Consider the following 16,607-nt stretch of genomic DNA (forward strand, 5'->3'; position numbering starts at 1 on the left):
GAATTGTAGTAGCGCATCTAGGCTAATTTGTTGGGTAGAAATTAATCGGTAAATTAGTCTATAATTCTTTCCCCTGTGCCCTGTGCCCCTGCGCCCCTGCACCCTGCAGCCTCAACTACATTTTAGGTGGATGTTGTAGTAGGTTGGGTTGAGCCTCAGTTGATAAATGTTGGGTTTCGTTCCTCAACCCAACCTACGTGTTTTCGTATTTTTCGGTTTAACCGACAAGTATTGGGATCTGTCTACCTACCCATCAAAACTTATGTAGTGAACCATAAGTAGTAAATTAAACTGCCGTTAAGTCCAAAGCTCGTTCTGTATCATCTTCACCTAAGTACTCCCCATTTTGAATCTCCAAGATAATTAGTGGAATAAACCCTGGATTTTCTACTTTATGAAACGTTGCAGGAGGCACAAAAGTGGACTCATTCCGGTTTAGTAATATTTCTTGGTTACCACAGGTAACCTTTGCAATGCCTGAAACAACAACCCAATGTTCACATCGGTGATAGTGGATTTGTTGTTTGATACCGTGTTTGGGCTTAATTTCTATCCGATTGATCCGATAGTTGTTGCCCTTTTCAATGACTTCAACTTTACCCCAGTATCTCGTACCACATTGTAAGGAACACGAATTGACTTTCGATTGAGGAATATTCTCATGCCGAGTCATAACTAGTTTCTCAACTAGACTGCTATAACTATTGTTTCACTGAACTATAGGAAAATGCGATCGCACTCAAACATTTGTAACCAACTTCTCATTTTTGTATAAAAATTGCTCTTCCTTAACCCCTAACCCCTGTTTCCTAATGCCTGATTTTTTAGCTAAACTTTCACAGAGTAGAAAATTAAAATATACTTACAACTGTTTTCGGGGATCTGCAAAAAACAAGTTTTCTATGTCAAAAAAGTTACTAGAATTCAGAATTTGTTTTCTTGGTGAGTCATTTGTGAACGGGACTGGCGATCCAGAACATCTTGGCTGGGCTGGCAGAATATGTGTTAACGCCAGTAAGCAAGGGCACGATATTACCTACTATAATTTAGGAGTGAGACGCGAAACCAGTACCGAACTAAGAGAGCGCTGGTTACGAGAAGTTTCATATCGTTTACCGAGACAATACGACGGTAGAATTGTCTTTTCTTTTGGCGTTAATGATACAGGAATTGAAAATGGTAAACTGCGTGTTGACTTGACACAATCTGTAGAAAATGCCCGCACTATTTTGAGTGAAGCCAAACAGTTATACCCTGTTTTAATGATTGGACCTCCACCTGTTGGCGATGAAGAACAAAATGGCAGAAATCAGAGAGTAGCAAATTTATCTCAGCAATTTGCTTTAGTTTGTCAAGAATTAGATGTACCATATTTGGATATTTTTCCTATTTTAGAAAAGTCAAACATCTGGATAGAAGAGGCAAAAGCTAATGATGGTGCTCATCCTAAAGCTGCTGGTTATGCAGAATTTGCATCAATTGTACAAAATTGGAGCAGTTGGTTAAATTGGATACTTTAACAGTGACCAGTGACTAGTGAAACAAGTAAGTATATGAAAGATTTGATAAGCGAAATTGTTAAAACTCCCTTAGTTAAAAAACTAGAGAGTTTAGTGTCTAAATATTCTTTAGTGGGAGATTCCATTTTTTTTGATAAAGGGCAATTTCCTTGGGCTAATGAACTAGAAACAAATTGGTTAGTTATTCGCAAGGAATTAAACCAGGTTCTCCAACACACTCATGCGTTACCAAACTTTCAAGACATTATGCCCCGCCAACAACGCATTAGCCCAGATGATGGCTGGAAGACCTATTATTTTTATGCCTTTGGCTTCACAGCGAAAAAGAATTGCGAACGGTGTCCTGAAACTTGGAAACTATTGCAGCAAATTCCCGGTTTGAAAGCAGCATTTTTTTCGATTCTAGCTCCTGGCAAGCACATTCCCGAACACAGAGGTAAGCATAAGGGGTTGATTCGGTATCATTTAGGGTTGATAGTACCAGAACCACGGTCGGCCTGTCGAATTCGCATCAGCAATCAAATAGCTTACTGGGAAGAAGGAAAGAGTCTGTTTTTCGATGATACATTTCCCCATGAGGTTTGGAATGATACAGAGGGATACCGTGCGGTCTTATTTCTAGACATTGCCAGACCGCTACGGTTTCCCCTGTCTGTAGTCAATTGGATTGTGAATCAGATATTATCTCTATCACCTTTGGTTCAAGAAGCTAAATCCAATCACAAAACCTGGGAAAAACGATTTGAATCAATGGTAAGGAATAACGGATAAAGGATAAAAGTCATTGGTCATTGGTCATATGTCATTTGTCATTCAATACTACGTAGGTTTTGCTAAAAACACAAATTCAAGGTAGGTTGGGTTGAGGAACGAAACCCAACATTTATCCGCAGTTGTTGGGTTTCGTTCCTCAACCCAACCTACAATTTCTACAATTTCTCTCAGCCCTTGCAGTATTGATTTGTCATTAGCCATTAGCAATTAGCCATTAGCAATTAGCCATTAGCAATTAGCCATTAGTCATTTGTCATTTGTTGGGTGGTCATTGTTAACGTTTTTCTGCTTAAGAAACTTAGACAACTAATGACGATTCCTACAGCACCTGCCACATAAAACACGACTTCACCACTGCTTTTCCAAACAGGACCGAGAAAAACGGGGGATAGAAATTGTCCTAGTGAAGAAATTCCAGTGCCGATCGCCAATATACTAGAACGCTGATTTATAGGAGATAACTCAGATAATATGCTGTAAAGATTGGGCATAACAATACCAAATCCCATTCCAAATACAAGCGCAGTGAATAAAGCTAATTGAGTGTGTTCTAGGTGGGGAATTGCGATTAATGTGAGCGCCATCAGCCCAAACCCGACACCAATAGCACGCGTAACTCCCAATCTCTTGGCTAACAGACTAGCACCTACTGCGGATACGATCGCTGCACCAATAGCTCTTGAAGCAAGAATCGCACCATTGAGTACCGTATCAGCTCCAATAGCAGCTTTGAAATAGAGAGGAGCATAAACAATCACGACATAGAACATAGCTGAGGCAAGTCCCAGTCTCAGAAAGAGCATGAGGACACTGGGCTTTAACAGACTTGTACTGAGATTTTGGGTGTTGCTTAAGTTAAGAGTCGTTGCCTGTTGAAATTTTCTTTCTCGTAGAATTAAGGCGGCTGCTAGCGCTACAGGCAATGCCAACACGTAAAGACAGAAAGCAAACCGCCAGTGAGCAGACCCTACCCATCCACCTAAAAGGGGAAATATTATACTAGCAGTTGCTAGCGCACTTGTAGCATAACCCATGACCCGCGATCGCGACTCTCCTTCATACATACCTCCTAGCAAACCTATACTCGCCGCCGCAATGCCACCATTACTCACACCCAATAGAGCACGCGTCCATAGCAGAGAGTCAAAGTTTTGCATTAAGCCCCCGGCTGCGCCAAACAAACCGTAGCAAAGCAGCGAGAAAATCAGGACTCTCAGTTTACCAATACGATCTGCCAAAATACCTAACACGGGACTGGAGACGGCGGTCATCAAAGTGTGTATACTGACTAAAGTTCCTGCCCACCCCGGATCGATCCTTAGTTGCTCTACAATCTCTGGAAAAACAGGTGCTACGATACCACCCGTCATGCTAGTTAGACAGCCTGCGGCTAATAGTACTAATAGTGTGGGAGCTTGCTTGGAAAAGGAAATGTTGGTCATCTACGTCCGAGTTACTTAGTTACTAGTTAACATACTAGGATGCAGAAATAGACATATAAAAGACCAAAATAGCTCCCGTTAGCTTCAACTTTTTGGTTTTTGTTGCCACAAAATGTCTCCGCCAAAGAATATAGGGACGCGCCATGGCTCGCCTTTACAGGGGTTGTATTCGATGTACAATGAGTCTCTGTTGTCATCAACTCATAAAACTGCTTTCAGCATAACAAAGCTTTGTGAGGTAAAATCAGCACCAGTAGATAGAGTGAGATAAGGTAATTCTTTTACAGAAAGCTCTGACTTTTACAAAACCTCAATGGCAAATTTCTTTTTTTTACTTTTAAGCGCTGCTGCCAGACAGTCGAAAGCAAATTTTGTAAGAAAAACTCGTCAAATCAATGCAGTGCAAGAGAATTTTTTACGCAACCTGTTGCAAGCGCATCAAGACACTGAATTAGGTCGGGAATATGGACTTAGAGATATCAAAACTATCGATCGCTTTCGAGAACAGGTTCCCATTCTACCTTATAGCAGCTATGAACCTTATACTACGCGTATAGGGAAAGGTGAAGCAAACGTTCTCACAGCCGAACCAGTAGCTCACCTCATTCAAAGCAGTGGTTCAACTGGAAAAAAGAAACTAGTCCCCGTCACTCGGAAAACTAAGAAATCTTTGGAACAGGCTTATTGGACGAGCACTGGCTTTTTATGTGAGGCGCTGTCAACAAGAGGGCTAGAGTTTGGCAAATTCATGGTAACTAAGTCAGTACAGCTGCAAGGACGTACCACGGGCGGTATTGAGTATGGCACAGCTGGTGAAGTTAACCTTCGCATGAGTAAGTTTATTTGCAAGCAGGTATTTGCCAACCCTTATGAAACCTTAGAGGTAGCTGATAGCTTAGCTCGTCATTATCTTTGTTTGTTGTTTGCCTTGCAAGAAGACTCCATGCGGGGGATGGCAGAAAGCTTTCCCATGCTTATATTGCGGAATTGCAGTTATTTGGAACACTACGCTGAAGAGTTAATCCGAGATATAGAGACTGGAGCGATCGCAAGTTGGTTAAAAATCGACCCAGAACTGCGAGTAAAATTAGAGAAGGCGTGGTTTGCAAATCCCAAGCGAGCTGCACAATTAAGAGAAATCTGGCGATCGCAAGGAACAATAGTCCCCAAACTCGCTTGGCCTAATTTATCATTTATTATTGCTGCACGTGGAGGAACATCAGACTTTTATTTTGAGCGATTTCCTACCTACTTTGGTGATACACCGCAATTTGGCGCGGGTTACTCTACATCAGAAGCCATTTTTGGCATTTACCACGACATTAATGACGATAGCAGCATTTTAGCAATTGACACTGGCTTTTTTGAGTTTGTACCAGAAGACCAGTGGGAAGCAGAGCATCCTAAAACCTTACTAGCCAGTGAGGTAAAAACGGGAGAGCGATATCGCATTTTGGTAACTAATTATAGTGGGTTCTACCGTTACGACATTGGTGACATTGTAGAAGTACTTGGATTTTACGAACAAACACCCCTGATTGTCTTCCGCTATCGTCGAGGCGGACTGCTTTCTGCAATCAACGAGAAGACAACCGAATTCCACGTAACCCAAGTGATGCAAGCTTTGCAACGAGATTTCAGTATACCCTTAGAAGATTTTTGTATCACCTTATCCGAAAATGATTTCCCATCCCATTATTTAGTTAACATTGAACTTGCCCCCGGTCATACACTCACCAATCCCCAAGCCTTCCTAGCCAGCTTTGACAGCAAACTAAAGGAAATCCATATTTCCTACGAAGTAAATCGCCGGGATCAAGTACCGCCTCCCCGACTCCGAATTTTAGCCCCAGGTAGCTTTACTACCCTCCGCCAGCGTCAACTGCAAAATGGCATTCCAGAGGGACAACTTAAAATACCACATATTAGCGAAAACCGTGCTTTTCTTACTGGGTTACCAGTTCAATATGAGGTGAGATTGCCAGAGGATTTGGATAGAACCCAACACTACGGGGATAAAAATTTTGTAGGTTGGGTTGAACGATAGTGAAACCCAACAAATGCCTGTAAATGTTGGGTTTCGTTCCTGAAAAATGTTGGGTTTCGTTCCTCAACCCAACCTACATTTCGTATTTTTACGCAAAACCTACGCAGTATTCGGAAAGAACCAACTAGACTCAATTATCAAGGGTATATGAGACGTAGATTATTTAACCAGTGACCACTAACAACCAACAACCAACAACTAACTAAGTTGAATATTTAGAATTAGTGTCTACATAACCTTCTGATAAGTCACAACCCCAAACAGTTGCAGAAGCTTCACCAATGTTAAGGCTTACATGGATATTCACTTTATCCTTCGACATAATTTGTCGCAACTGTACGAGGTTTTCATCATTTGAACTATTAGGATAAACTTGAATATCATCAAACCTAATAATAACATTCTCCTGATTTATTTCGCGATCGCTTTCACATTTCCCCATAGCCATAGCCACTCTTCCCCAATTTGGATCTGCTCCATATACCGCAGTTTTTACCAATGGCGAATTCACAATTGCTTTGGCAACTCGTCTAGCTTGTGCATAATTGCTAGCTGAATCTACCGTCACCTCAATGACTTTAGTAGCCCCTTCTGCATCTCGCGCTACCATTAAGGTCAACTCATGTGCAATTTCATATAATGCACGAGAAAATTCATGTTCCTGAACTTCTCCAGCCAAACCATTAGCAAGAATGACAGCAGTATCACTAGTAGAAGTGTCAGTGTCTACACTCAGGGAATTAAAAGTTTTATCTATCGTGGGTCTAAAAATAGAACGCAGTACATCTGGAGAAATCGCAGCATCTGTAAAAAAGAAAGCAAGCAGCGTTGCCATATTAGGCTCAATCATACCGACACCTTTGGCAATTCCTACTAGCTTCGCATTACCTACTTGACGTGTTGCTAACTTCGGTGTATTATCGGTAGTCATAATAGCGCGAGATGCTGAATAAAAATCAGCAAAAGCTAATTTTTTTCCTATACCTGATAAACCTACTCGAATTTTTTCCATTGGGTAACGTCTACCAATGACACCTGTGGAAGCTATCAAAATACTGTTTGTTGAAACTCCAGTTTCAGTAGAAACAAGTTGTATAATTTCTTCTGCATCCGTTTTGCCAACAACACCATTAGCTACATTTGCATTTTTGGAGATAACAATAATTCCTTGTGCTTTTGAATCCTTTAAGTTCTCACGGCTAATTGCCACACTTGGTCCAGCAAAAAGACTTTGAGTAAAGACTCCATCAGCAACACTTTCAACGTCTGATTTAACAAATAAAAAATCCTCGCTAGTATCTCTGATTCCCAGGTTAGTTACATATGTACTAAATCCTTGAGGTATGGAAGATGCCGTTAATTGCATATTGTTTCCTAAGTCAATACTTTATGAAACGTGAGGGATTGTTTTATATTGATATAGCCAATTTTCTCATAAAAACAGTGAGCTTCTGGTTCTTTCGGACATAGCGTGCTAAATTTTCCGGAAAATTTCTAATTATGCTTTATTTGCAAGGCTTACAGACACTTATAGTTTCAATTTTAGAAAAGAATACTGTTATGAAGGGAATAATGGCTGTAATACAATTCAGGTAAGAGTTTTCCGCTAATTTTCTCCTAAAAATAGCACGCTAAGTACGCAAGAGCCCTGTTGTTGAAGCTGGAATAGCCCCCAATCATTTTTCTCAACCCTAAGTATGGTGATTTTCCACGCTTTTTCGTTTTTAAGAGAGATTGATAGGAGCGTGGAATGATTTATGCGTATTCATCATATTAATTGCGGTTGTATGTGTCCGATTGGCGGGGCGCTTTTTGACGGTTTTAGTCGCGGGCTAACAGCCCGCCTCGTTTGCCACTGCTTGCTTGTCGAAACAGATCGGGGACTTGTTCTTATCGATACAGGCTTCGGTCAGCGTGATATTAAAGCACCATTATCAAGGCTCAGCCCTTTCTTCATGAATTTGAATCGCATCCAGTTTGAAGAAAAATACACGGCGATCGCAGCTGTTAAGCAGTTAGGCTTTCACGCCCGCGATGTGCGCCACATAGTGCTGACTCACCTTGATTTCGACCATGCGGGCGGATTGGAAGATTTTCCAGAAGCTACAGTGCATGTGATGCTTCCTGAGATTGAAGCAGCGCGGGAACGGCGTGGCTTTATTTCATCACAACGCTATTGTCCGGGTCAATGGGATGAAGTAAAACAATGGAGATATTATTCGGCAAAAGGCGAACCTTGGTTTGGTTTTGATGCAGTACGCGACCTTGATGGACTACCACCAGAGATTCTCCTCATCCCCCTCGCCGGTCACACGCGTGGTCATGCTGGTATTGCCATCAAGACATCCGAAGGTTGGCTTTTACATGCAGGGGATGCCTACTTTTATCGACATGAAATGAGAAGCTCAAAACCACAATGCACACCCGGTCTCCGTGCTTATCAATGGTTGATGGAGGTAGATCGTAAGGCTCGACTTGACAATCAAAAACGGTTGCGAGCACTATCTCTCGACCACAGTAGCGATGTACGCCTCTTTTGCAGCCATGATGCTATTGAGTTAAAAGCTTTTGCTGACCAAAATAATTCGCAATTGCAGGAAAACTATTCGCGCTGAAATGCTGGGTGTAAAGGTGTTGTATGCAGACTATAGTGCAAAGTTTTGCGCCAGTTACAAAGGCTGAAATATTGCGAGAAATTGCATTACTCTCTAGCATTACAAACACCTCAATCACACAGCCATCACATAATATAACTAACGGGTATTACGACGCAGCACAGTTACACCGGGCTTCCTCCAATAACAAGCAGTTGTTGAAGATTAATCAAGCTTTGTGCGCTGTCGGGACCTGTTATGTTGAAGCCGCCATACCCGAACGTCTGGCTTAATGTTTCGCCTAACAATCCGCCTAATGTACTCATAGCTGCACCACCTTGGACGCCCCACACTTCCCCATCAGTCAGTTCATCGAGGAAGCTTTCAGAATCATTGAACAACTCGGAGCCAGTAGGATGCAACTCTGAAATTTCGATGCTTGCCATTTGTTTCCTGTAATTAATAGATTTAGTTTTTTCTTTAATAAGAAAATACCAATTTAAACACCCGTAGTTCAAGCCTTTGAAGCTACCTTATTAAGAAGTATCTCAATAAATTATTTCCCGCTTTCAAGAAACAAGGCAGTCTCGACGAAAAAATTACACAGCTACTCCCGAACCCTCACTTATATTACCTAAACACGTAGGTAGGGCTATGCCGCACATTCACTACTGGTGGGGACTGCCCACTCTACCTCTATTGAGAAGGTGCAAGATGTCAGTTAACCCATGCTATGTATAAATTTTATAATGTGTTTCTTCAAGACATAAGTAAGTCAGTTTTTTCTCTTTTTGTTTAAAAAACTTCCAGTTGAGTCAAGACCTAGAAAAATCAGCCTTTCCAGCCACCCCCGGTACAGTGTGGGATGTTTTATCTTTATAAGTTGCGAGGAATTGACGTTTTTATGGATTGTTCGGTAACGAAAGAATAAGGGTTTGAGTCAGCAGTTATAATAGAGAAAAACCCACATAGGGAAGTAGTTATTTAATACCTAAATTATGGAGCAATACCAATTATGAACATTGAAAAGGGTGATAGAGTTATAACACCGAAGGGACAAGGCGAAGTCATTGAGGATAAAGTTTATCAGGGACCGTTTTCAATCTTCTTTGGTCCACAAATAAAAGTCAAATTAGATGGCTCTGGAGAAGAAAAAGAATTTTCTCAAGAAAATTTAGAATTACAAGCTAAAAAGCCAAGCAAAAAAGAAGCAATTGAGGCAGTAGACAAAATTAAAGCACAACTTGATAAAATTCCCAATCTGCCAAAAAGAGAGAAAGGAGAGCTACCCAATCATCTGGAATACTTTAAGGAAGGTATTCAAGTCAATAATGATTTAGAAAAACAATTGAGTGTGACAAATTTAGATTATGTAGAAAAAACACTAGAAGCGGTTAAAAAAACAGATTCTAAAGCTAACTGTTGGCAGGAAATAGAATCTAATTTCAAGATAGTGCGCTGGTGGACTAGAGCGAAATAACAAGGCACGTGGCATGAAAATAATTCTTTTTTCATGCCCAATGCCCAATTCTCAATGCCCTATTTTCAAGACAGACTACTGAATTTCTTCAAACTTTTCAATAGTTAAAAAGACTTCCTCATCAGCTATCTGAGCACTGTAATCAATATTAATTTGGGTTGGGTAGCCTAGTTTGGCATTGTATTCAACATTCAAGCTCTCTGCTTTACGATTGATAGCATCTTGAATGACGTTGAAAAGCTTGGGAATTGTATTGTATTGCTGAAAAAACTCTGGATTGGTGACTGGTTGACCTGTTTCAACAGAAGTGATAGAAGTTGTTTGACCGTTTCGGACTTCAATGACTACTGGTCCTCTTGCATCAGGTATACAGAAGCAACCATTGCTAAATGTATAGCGATAGTTCACAATATTCTGCTCGTTCCATCGATTTCGATTAAATTGCAACCGTCTTAAGTTCAAATTCCTGCTTGCTTTTAATTGTACCGATTCTATGGAGGGTTGAGGAAATGCTGGAGGAGTAAAACTTAAAGACAGTATTATCCCCATCCCAATAGCAATAGGTAAGCGCATATAAATTTTTAACAAATCTGCTCCAATACTTTAATACGATCGCACCTAATTCACAACATTAATCATATTCTTTATTGGTATTTTAAATAAACTTTAGGATTTGATGAAAAATGCTTAAAGCTTGTCCGAACTCAAATTTTTTACTGAGATAGCCTTTACTATTCATCATTATCTTTATCAAACGAAGCAGCCAAAACAATTGGGTGATTCAAGGCTGAAAATCATCATTAATCGTGACTCCGGGGCGTAACAATTCTGGTAATTCGTCTACAGGAACCGAACAGATAAAATCCTCAACAATAACGCGAGTTTTTCAATAGTATTAGCTACTTGAGTATTACGATCGCGTGCTCGCCCAGGTTAAAATAAAAGGGTACAGTTGAAACGAAGTCAAGCTTATGGCAGTTCGACGATTAATTAGGAGAAACTCAAATGGCATCTAACACTTCTTTAGAGGAACGACTTGCAGCAGTAGAAGCAGCGATCGCTGAGTTGCAGAAGCAAGTTGCGACTCCTCAACCAGCAAATTGGCTGCAACAAATTACGGGGTCTTTCAGAGATGAACCAGCCTTTGAGGAGGTGCTTGCTTACGGACGAGCAATTCGCCAAGGGGATGAGTCTCTCCTCGAAGCGCAAGACGATCTATGAAATATTTATTAGATACAGATCATCTGAGCATACTTCAGCGCCAAGTCGGGAAGGATTACAGTAACCTTTCGACGCGCATGGCTCACTACCCACTATCAGATTTTGCTGTATCAACTGTGAAGTTTCATGAACAGATGCTTGGCAGTCACGCTTATATTAATCGTGCTCGTAACCAGGATGATGTAGTGAAAGGATATGAAATGATGGCAAGACTCGTTAGCGACTTCAAAGTTTTGCCCCTTGTCTCGTTCGATGCGAGTGCAGCTGCGACATTTGATCGATTACAATCACAACGGATTCAACTGGCAAAGATGGATGCGCGGATTGCGGCGATCGCGCTATCTCGTGGATTGATTTTGTTAACCCGAAATCATCGAGATTTTAGTAAAGTGACAGGGTTACCGATCGAAGATTGGACACTTTGAAGCATCATATGAACTAGAACATTATAGTGTGACTAACTTTAACTTCAGTAGGAAACAATAATGTTTGAGTATCTTTTTGTTGACACTCCCTTTCCGTTCTAAAATTACCAATTTTTGTAGGGTGGGCAGTACCAACTTAGCCCTGTCAGGGTAGATAAAAACTTTAGGAAATCAATAGCTCTCTCACCTCTTATCTCTGTGTTGTCTACATCTCGGCGGTTAAATAAATGACTTTTGAACCACAGAGTACGCAGAGGAGAAAGATGAGGAATTGCCTTATGTATCAAAATTTTATGAGCCACCTTGACAGGGAGCTTCTGCGCCCACCCTACTTAAAAGGGAGTAGTTACTGTAGAAATTGAGACAGTTGCTCTAACTTGTTCCAAGCAAGACCACTTTGAAGAATATCCTTAGCGATCGCAACGGCGTTAGTCAAAGTCTCAAAATAATCACCAGTATCGGGTACAGCTTCACCAACATAGAGAGCTAAAGCTGCATTGAGAGCAACAATATCTTGCTGCGCTTGAGTCCCTTTCCCTTGAAGAACGGCTTTGAGAATTTCTGCATTTTCTCGGACATCTCCACCCTTAAGTTCACTTATTGGGGCTGGAGTAATACCCAAGTCTCGCGGATCGAGTTCCAGCAACTGCATTTGTTTGTTAGACACAACAGCTAAATCGGTTTTATCTCCTAGCCCAGCTTCATCTAATTTTTCGCGCCCATACAACGCAACAGCCCGACGAGTACCTAATTGATACAAAACTTTAGCAAAAGTTTCTACCAAAGCAGGCTTATTCACACCAATCACTTGTCCTGTTGGTCTTAAAGGGTTAATCAGTGGACCAAGTAAGTTAAAAATAGTGCGAACTTTTAGAGTTTTTCGCAAAGGCGCGATCGCTTTCAGAGCGGGATGCCAATCTGGTGCAAATAGAAAAGTAATCCCAACTGCGTCAACAGCTTCTTGAGTTCTCTTACTGCTAGCTTTGAGATTTAAACCCAAAGCTTCCAACACGTCAGCCGAACCAGTTTTACCCGATGCCGAACGATTTCCATGCTTCGCGACTTTTACTCCACTGGCTGCAACCGTAAAAGCAACAGCAGTAGAAATATTAAACGTTGATGCTCCATCGCCACCAGTCCCACAAGTATCAACCAGTGGTGAGTTACCAACAACACTATCTCGCAGTGTTGCTTTGATGGACTGGGTATATAAAACCTTAACCATACCCAACAATTCTTCAGCAGAAACACCCTTCGCCTGAATGGCTGCTAAAATTCCACCGGAGAGTGCAGGAGGAATACCTTCTGCCAACCAACCGTACATCAAATCAGAAGCTTGAGAAACCGACAGTGATTGACCATCAAGCAATTGCTGTAATAAAGCAGACCAATTGGGGGGTTCGTAGTTGGAAGGATTTTTTGCAACTTGAGCTGGCGCTGTTACCATAATCTTTGCTCCTCAGTAATCATCATGTATTTTTGTAAACCACAAAAAAGTTTTTCTTCTCCCTATTCCCTACTCCCCACTCCCGACTCCCTTGTTCGTAAAAAACTTGGCAACTGTCTGTACATCCTTATCACCGCGTCCGGAACAGCTGATGACAATTCGGGGACTACCCGTTAATTGCGGACACAGGATTTCTAGAAATGCGATCGCATGAGATGTTTCTAGTGCTGGAATAATCCCTTCTAATTGCGACAGACGTTGAAACGCTGCTAAAGCTTGAGAGTCTGTAACGCTGTAATATTCAGCACGTCTGATATCTTTCAAATAACTGTGTTCTGGTCCGACACCGGGATAATCTAAACCAGCACTAATAGAATGTGCTTCAACAATTTGACCATCTTCATCTTGAAGCACAAAACTCATTGCACCATGCAAAACACCAATGCGCCCTTTTGTTAAAGTTGCTGCGTGTTTTTCAGTATCAATACCTTCACCTGCTGCTTCAACACCAATTATGCGTACAGATTCTTCATTCAAAAATTCGTGGAACAGTCCAATGGCATTAGAACCACCGCCTACACAAGCTAAAACAATATCTGGAAGCCCTCCCCATTTTTCCTGGCATTGAACGCGAGTTTCTTTACCAATAATTGCCTGAAATTCTCGTACAATCATGGGGTAAGGATGGGGTCCTGCAACAGAACCTAAGATGTAATGAGTTGTTTCCACGTTTGTCACCCAATCCCGAATTGCTTCAGAAGTTGCATCTTTTAGGGTTCCCGTACCTGCTTCCACACCTCGTACTTCTGCTCCCATCAACTTCATACGGAAGACATTGAGGGCTTGTCTTTCCATATCGTGAATGCCCATATAAATGACACATTGTAAGCCAAAACGAGCACAGACGGTAGCAGTAGCAACACCATGTTGACCTGCTCCTGTTTCTGCAACAATGCGCTTTTTCCCCATCCGCTTTGCTAAAAGCACTTGTGCTAAAGCGTTGTTAATTTTGTGTGCTCCTGTATGGTTTAAGTCCTCGCGTTTGAGATAGATTTGCGGTCCTGTTCCATCAGGTTTTTGATAGTATTTTGTGAGCCGTTCTGCGAAGTAAAGAGGAGTCGCACGTCCAACGTAGTCGCGTAGAAGTGGTTGAAGTTCTTGTTGAAAGAGGGGGTCGTTTTGATATTTTTTAAAAGCAATTTCTAATTCGCTGAGGGCGGACATTAATGTTTCTGGGACGTATTTACCGCCAAATCGACCAAATCGTCCTAGTGTATCGGGTTGTTGGGTGAGGAGGGAAGTGTCGTTTGCTAACATTGAAAGCTCCTTAAACTTGTTTATGTGAGTCTGTTTTACTTGAAGAAAATTTGCCTTTGCCCAAAGAATACTGAATTAAAAAACCGCAGAGTCGCAGAGAGCGCAGAGAGGGAGATGTAGGGAGAAGAGAGTTCAAAATGATAATTTACTTAGTACTCACTACTGATATTGATGTCTTTAATTCTTGACAGAAGTTTTTGATTGTTTCTAGTCCTTGTTGGGGTGTTCCTTCTGCTAAACGTTGGACAAAAGCACTCCCTACAATGACTGCATCTGCACCCCAGTCAAGGGCTTGTCGAGCTTGTTCTGGACTTGAAATACCGAAACCGATTCCGATGGGTTTGTTTGTAACGTTTCGGATTTCTTTTAATACGTCTTTGACTCGTCCTTGTAGTTGAGAACGGACTCCTGTGACTCCTGTGACACTGACTAAATAAATAAATCCTTGCGATTTTTGGCTAATTGCTTCAATGCGCTCTTTGGAACTGGTTGGTGTGACTAGTAATGTGGTTTCGATTCCGATTTCGCTGGCAAAAGTTAGGAGTTCGCTGGCTTCTTCTAGAGGTAAATCGGGTACGACTAATCCTTTGATTCCTGAAGCAGCAATTTGTTTGAGAAATGGTTGAATGCCTAGATTTAAAATGGGGTTGTAGTATGTGAATAAAATGAGGGGCGATCGCAAACTAGGAGTGATTCCTTGAGCCATTTCCAAAACTTGAGCCAACCGAGTTTCTTGTTTTAATGCACGGGTTGCTGCTGCTTGAATTACTGGTCCATCTGCAAGTGGATCTGAGTAAGGAACTCCTAATTCAATAAAATCAGCACCATTGGAATCTAAAATTTGTAAAGCTTGTGCTGTGGTTTCTAAATTGGGGTCTCCAGCTGTGATGAAAGGAATGAGAGCACACTGGTTGTTCTTGCGTAAAGATTCAAAACGTTGAGATATAGAAGTCATGTTAGTAGGTAATACCATTTTGGATTTTAGATTTTGGATTTTGGATTGGGAACGCTTTACATGGACAAAATTTCACACTACTATCTGTCACATTCTTTTTTTCAACTTGATATAATTACGAGGTTAATAGAGAAGACGAGGGAGACAATACTGCGTAGGTTTTGCATAAAAACACGCAATTACGTAGGTTGGGTTGAGGAACGAAACCCAACATTTATCGGCATTTGTTGGGTTTCGCTGTCGCTCAAGCCAACCTACAATTTCTCTCAGCCCTTGCAGTATTGGACGAGGGAGACAATACTAAATTTAGTTTTTATCCCCTTTATTTCATAGTCCGCGCAGGTAGACTTCGTTTGAATAGCCACGATTTCCAGTCGTTAAGGCTATAAATTCAACAAAACCTTAACAGCCTGTTCTATATTAGTTTGCTTGACTAAAGATTCTCCTACTAAGACAGCTTTAGCTCCTGCTTTAGCAACTAAATCTAAATCAGCAAATGTATATAATCCCGATTCACTAACGACTGTAATACCCATGCTGTTTAATTTTTCTCCACGCTGTGATAGTAAACTTTGGGTGATTTCTAGGTCAACAGTAAAGTCTTCAAGATTGCGGTTGTTGATACCTATTAATTGTACATTTGATAGCGACAGTACTCTATCAAGTTCAGCAAGCGTATGCACTTCGATAAGAACACTCATACCAAGATATCGGGCAAGATTTATGAACTCTTGAAGAGATTCATCTGATAAGACAGACGCAATTAGTAGAATAGCGTCTGCACCACTCACACGCGCTAGATAAATTTGATAGGCATCAATAATAAATTCTTTACATAATAAAGGTAATTTTACTTCTTGTCTGATAATCTGCAAATTTCTAAAACTGCCTTGGAAAAATTTTTCATCAGTCAGTACTGAGAGACAAGCAGCGCCTCCTCGTTCATACGCTTGGGCAATTTTCACGGGATCGAAATTAGCACAAATAACGCCTTTACTAGGTGAAGCTTTTTTTACTTCGGCAATTAAACTAGGTTTCTTGGAACTGTTTTGTAAAGCAAAGAGAAAATCTCGAACGGAAGGAGCATTACCAATTTGATTAAGTAAGTTAGTAAAAGGTAATAACTCGCGTCTTTTAGAAACTTCTTGTTGTTTGTGACGTACAATCTCTTCAAGAATATGACGTGGTTTAACTGATTGAGCGATCGCTTGGTTATTTATTTGAAGCATAGGAATAAAATCTGAAGGATAAAGGATGAAAAATTGAAGACTTACAAGTGGATTTACCCCCCTTAATCCCCCCTTAGAAAGGGGGGAGATGGGATTTCCGGTTCCCTCCCCTTTCCATCGGGGAGGGTTAGGGTGGGGTACATCCCACTTGTGTGC

General features: G+C 41.2%; 17 protein-coding genes. 7 read left to right on the forward strand and 10 right to left on the reverse strand.

Annotation, left to right across the window (positions count from 1 at the left end; genetic code table 11):
* Positions 1-286: 286 nt before the first annotated feature.
* Positions 287-673, reverse strand: coding sequence for a phosphomannose isomerase type II C-terminal cupin domain (locus F7734_RS43420; protein WP_155750571.1), 387 nt, complete (start codon positions 671-673; stop codon positions 287-289).
* 229 nt (positions 674-902) lie between these two features.
* Between F7734_RS43420 and F7734_RS43425 the strand changes: the two genes are divergently transcribed.
* A complete protein-coding gene (locus F7734_RS43425; RefSeq protein ID WP_155750572.1) occupies positions 903-1,520 on the forward strand; it encodes a GDSL-type esterase/lipase family protein in 618 nt (205 codons plus the stop codon).
* A gap of 9 nt (positions 1,521-1,529) precedes the next feature.
* Complete coding sequence (locus tag F7734_RS43430) at positions 1,530-2,291, forward strand: aspartyl/asparaginyl beta-hydroxylase domain-containing protein (protein WP_347566384.1); 762 nt, start codon at positions 1,530-1,532, stop codon at positions 2,289-2,291.
* Positions 2,292-2,339: 48 nt separating this feature from the next.
* Here F7734_RS43430 and F7734_RS43435 read toward each other — a convergent pair whose 3' ends face one another.
* Positions 2,340-2,495, reverse strand: a complete 156-nt coding sequence (locus tag F7734_RS43435; protein ID WP_155750574.1) for a hypothetical protein — start codon at positions 2,493-2,495, stop codon at positions 2,340-2,342.
* A 41-nt stretch (positions 2,496-2,536) separates the two neighbouring features.
* On the reverse strand, positions 2,537-3,736 hold the full coding sequence (locus tag F7734_RS43440; protein WP_155750575.1) for an MFS transporter: 1,200 nt from the start codon (positions 3,734-3,736) through the stop codon (positions 2,537-2,539).
* Positions 3,737-4,049: 313 nt separating this feature from the next.
* On the opposite strand from F7734_RS43440, the gene F7734_RS43445 reads away from it, so the two are divergent.
* Positions 4,050-5,783: a GH3 auxin-responsive promoter family protein gene (locus F7734_RS43445; RefSeq protein ID WP_155750576.1), complete on the forward strand. Its 1,734-nt coding sequence runs from the start codon at positions 4,050-4,052 to the stop codon at positions 5,781-5,783.
* A gap of 202 nt (positions 5,784-5,985) precedes the next feature.
* On the opposite strand, the gene argJ is transcribed toward F7734_RS43445, so the two are convergent.
* The gene (argJ, locus tag F7734_RS43450; RefSeq protein ID WP_155750577.1) at positions 5,986-7,149 is read right to left on the reverse strand and encodes a bifunctional glutamate N-acetyltransferase/amino-acid acetyltransferase ArgJ; all 1,164 of its coding nucleotides are present in this window, start codon (positions 7,147-7,149) and stop codon (positions 5,986-5,988) included.
* Between the two features lie 391 nt (positions 7,150-7,540).
* Between argJ and F7734_RS43455 the strand changes: the two genes are divergently transcribed.
* Positions 7,541-8,398 carry an MBL fold metallo-hydrolase gene (locus tag F7734_RS43455; RefSeq protein WP_155750578.1) on the forward strand — a complete coding sequence of 286 codons (858 nt, stop codon included), beginning with the start codon at positions 7,541-7,543 and terminating at the stop codon, positions 8,396-8,398.
* A 164-nt stretch (positions 8,399-8,562) separates the two neighbouring features.
* On the opposite strand, the gene F7734_RS43460 is transcribed toward F7734_RS43455, so the two are convergent.
* The gene (locus F7734_RS43460) at positions 8,563-8,823 is read right to left on the reverse strand and encodes a hypothetical protein (RefSeq protein WP_155750579.1); all 261 of its coding nucleotides are present in this window, start codon (positions 8,821-8,823) and stop codon (positions 8,563-8,565) included.
* 569 nt (positions 8,824-9,392) lie between these two features.
* On the opposite strand from F7734_RS43460, the gene F7734_RS43465 reads away from it, so the two are divergent.
* Entirely contained in the window at positions 9,393-9,857 is a 465-nt protein-coding gene (locus F7734_RS43465; protein ID WP_155750580.1) for a hypothetical protein, read from the forward strand.
* A 75-nt stretch (positions 9,858-9,932) separates the two neighbouring features.
* Here F7734_RS43465 and F7734_RS43470 read toward each other — a convergent pair whose 3' ends face one another.
* Positions 9,933-10,430 (reverse strand): DUF6174 domain-containing protein, encoded by a 498-nt coding sequence (locus F7734_RS43470; protein ID WP_155750587.1) that lies wholly within the window; start codon positions 10,428-10,430, stop codon positions 9,933-9,935.
* Between the two features lie 432 nt (positions 10,431-10,862).
* On the opposite strand from F7734_RS43470, the gene F7734_RS43475 reads away from it, so the two are divergent.
* Both F7734_RS43475 and F7734_RS43480 read left to right on the forward strand, forming a co-directional pair.
* Positions 10,863-11,078 carry a hypothetical protein gene (locus tag F7734_RS43475; protein WP_155750581.1) on the forward strand — a complete coding sequence of 72 codons (216 nt, stop codon included), beginning with the start codon at positions 10,863-10,865 and terminating at the stop codon, positions 11,076-11,078.
* Positions 11,075-11,503 carry a type II toxin-antitoxin system VapC family toxin gene (locus F7734_RS43480; RefSeq protein WP_155750582.1) on the forward strand — a complete coding sequence of 143 codons (429 nt, stop codon included), beginning with the start codon at positions 11,075-11,077 and terminating at the stop codon, positions 11,501-11,503. Before F7734_RS43475 ends, F7734_RS43480 begins: the two co-directional genes overlap by 4 nt.
* A 346-nt stretch (positions 11,504-11,849) precedes the next feature.
* On the opposite strand, the gene trpD is transcribed toward F7734_RS43480, so the two are convergent.
* The 4 genes from trpD to trpC all read right to left on the reverse strand — a co-directional run bounded on the left by trpD (position 11,850) and on the right by trpC (position 16,451).
* On the reverse strand, positions 11,850-12,950 hold the full coding sequence (gene trpD, locus F7734_RS43485) for an anthranilate phosphoribosyltransferase (RefSeq protein WP_155750583.1): 1,101 nt from the start codon (positions 12,948-12,950) through the stop codon (positions 11,850-11,852).
* Positions 12,951-13,019: 69 nt separating this feature from the next.
* Entirely contained in the window at positions 13,020-14,267 is a 1,248-nt protein-coding gene (gene trpB, locus F7734_RS43490; RefSeq protein ID WP_155750584.1) for a tryptophan synthase subunit beta, read from the reverse strand.
* 145 nt (positions 14,268-14,412) lie between these two features.
* Positions 14,413-15,222, reverse strand: coding sequence for a tryptophan synthase subunit alpha (gene trpA / locus F7734_RS43495; protein WP_155750588.1), 810 nt, complete (start codon positions 15,220-15,222; stop codon positions 14,413-14,415).
* 383 nt (positions 15,223-15,605) lie between these two features.
* A complete protein-coding gene (trpC, locus tag F7734_RS43500; RefSeq protein WP_155750585.1) occupies positions 15,606-16,451 on the reverse strand; it encodes an indole-3-glycerol phosphate synthase TrpC in 846 nt (281 codons plus the stop codon).
* Positions 16,452-16,607 lie beyond the last annotated feature (156 nt).

This window comes from Scytonema sp. UIC 10036 (assembly GCF_009725235.1).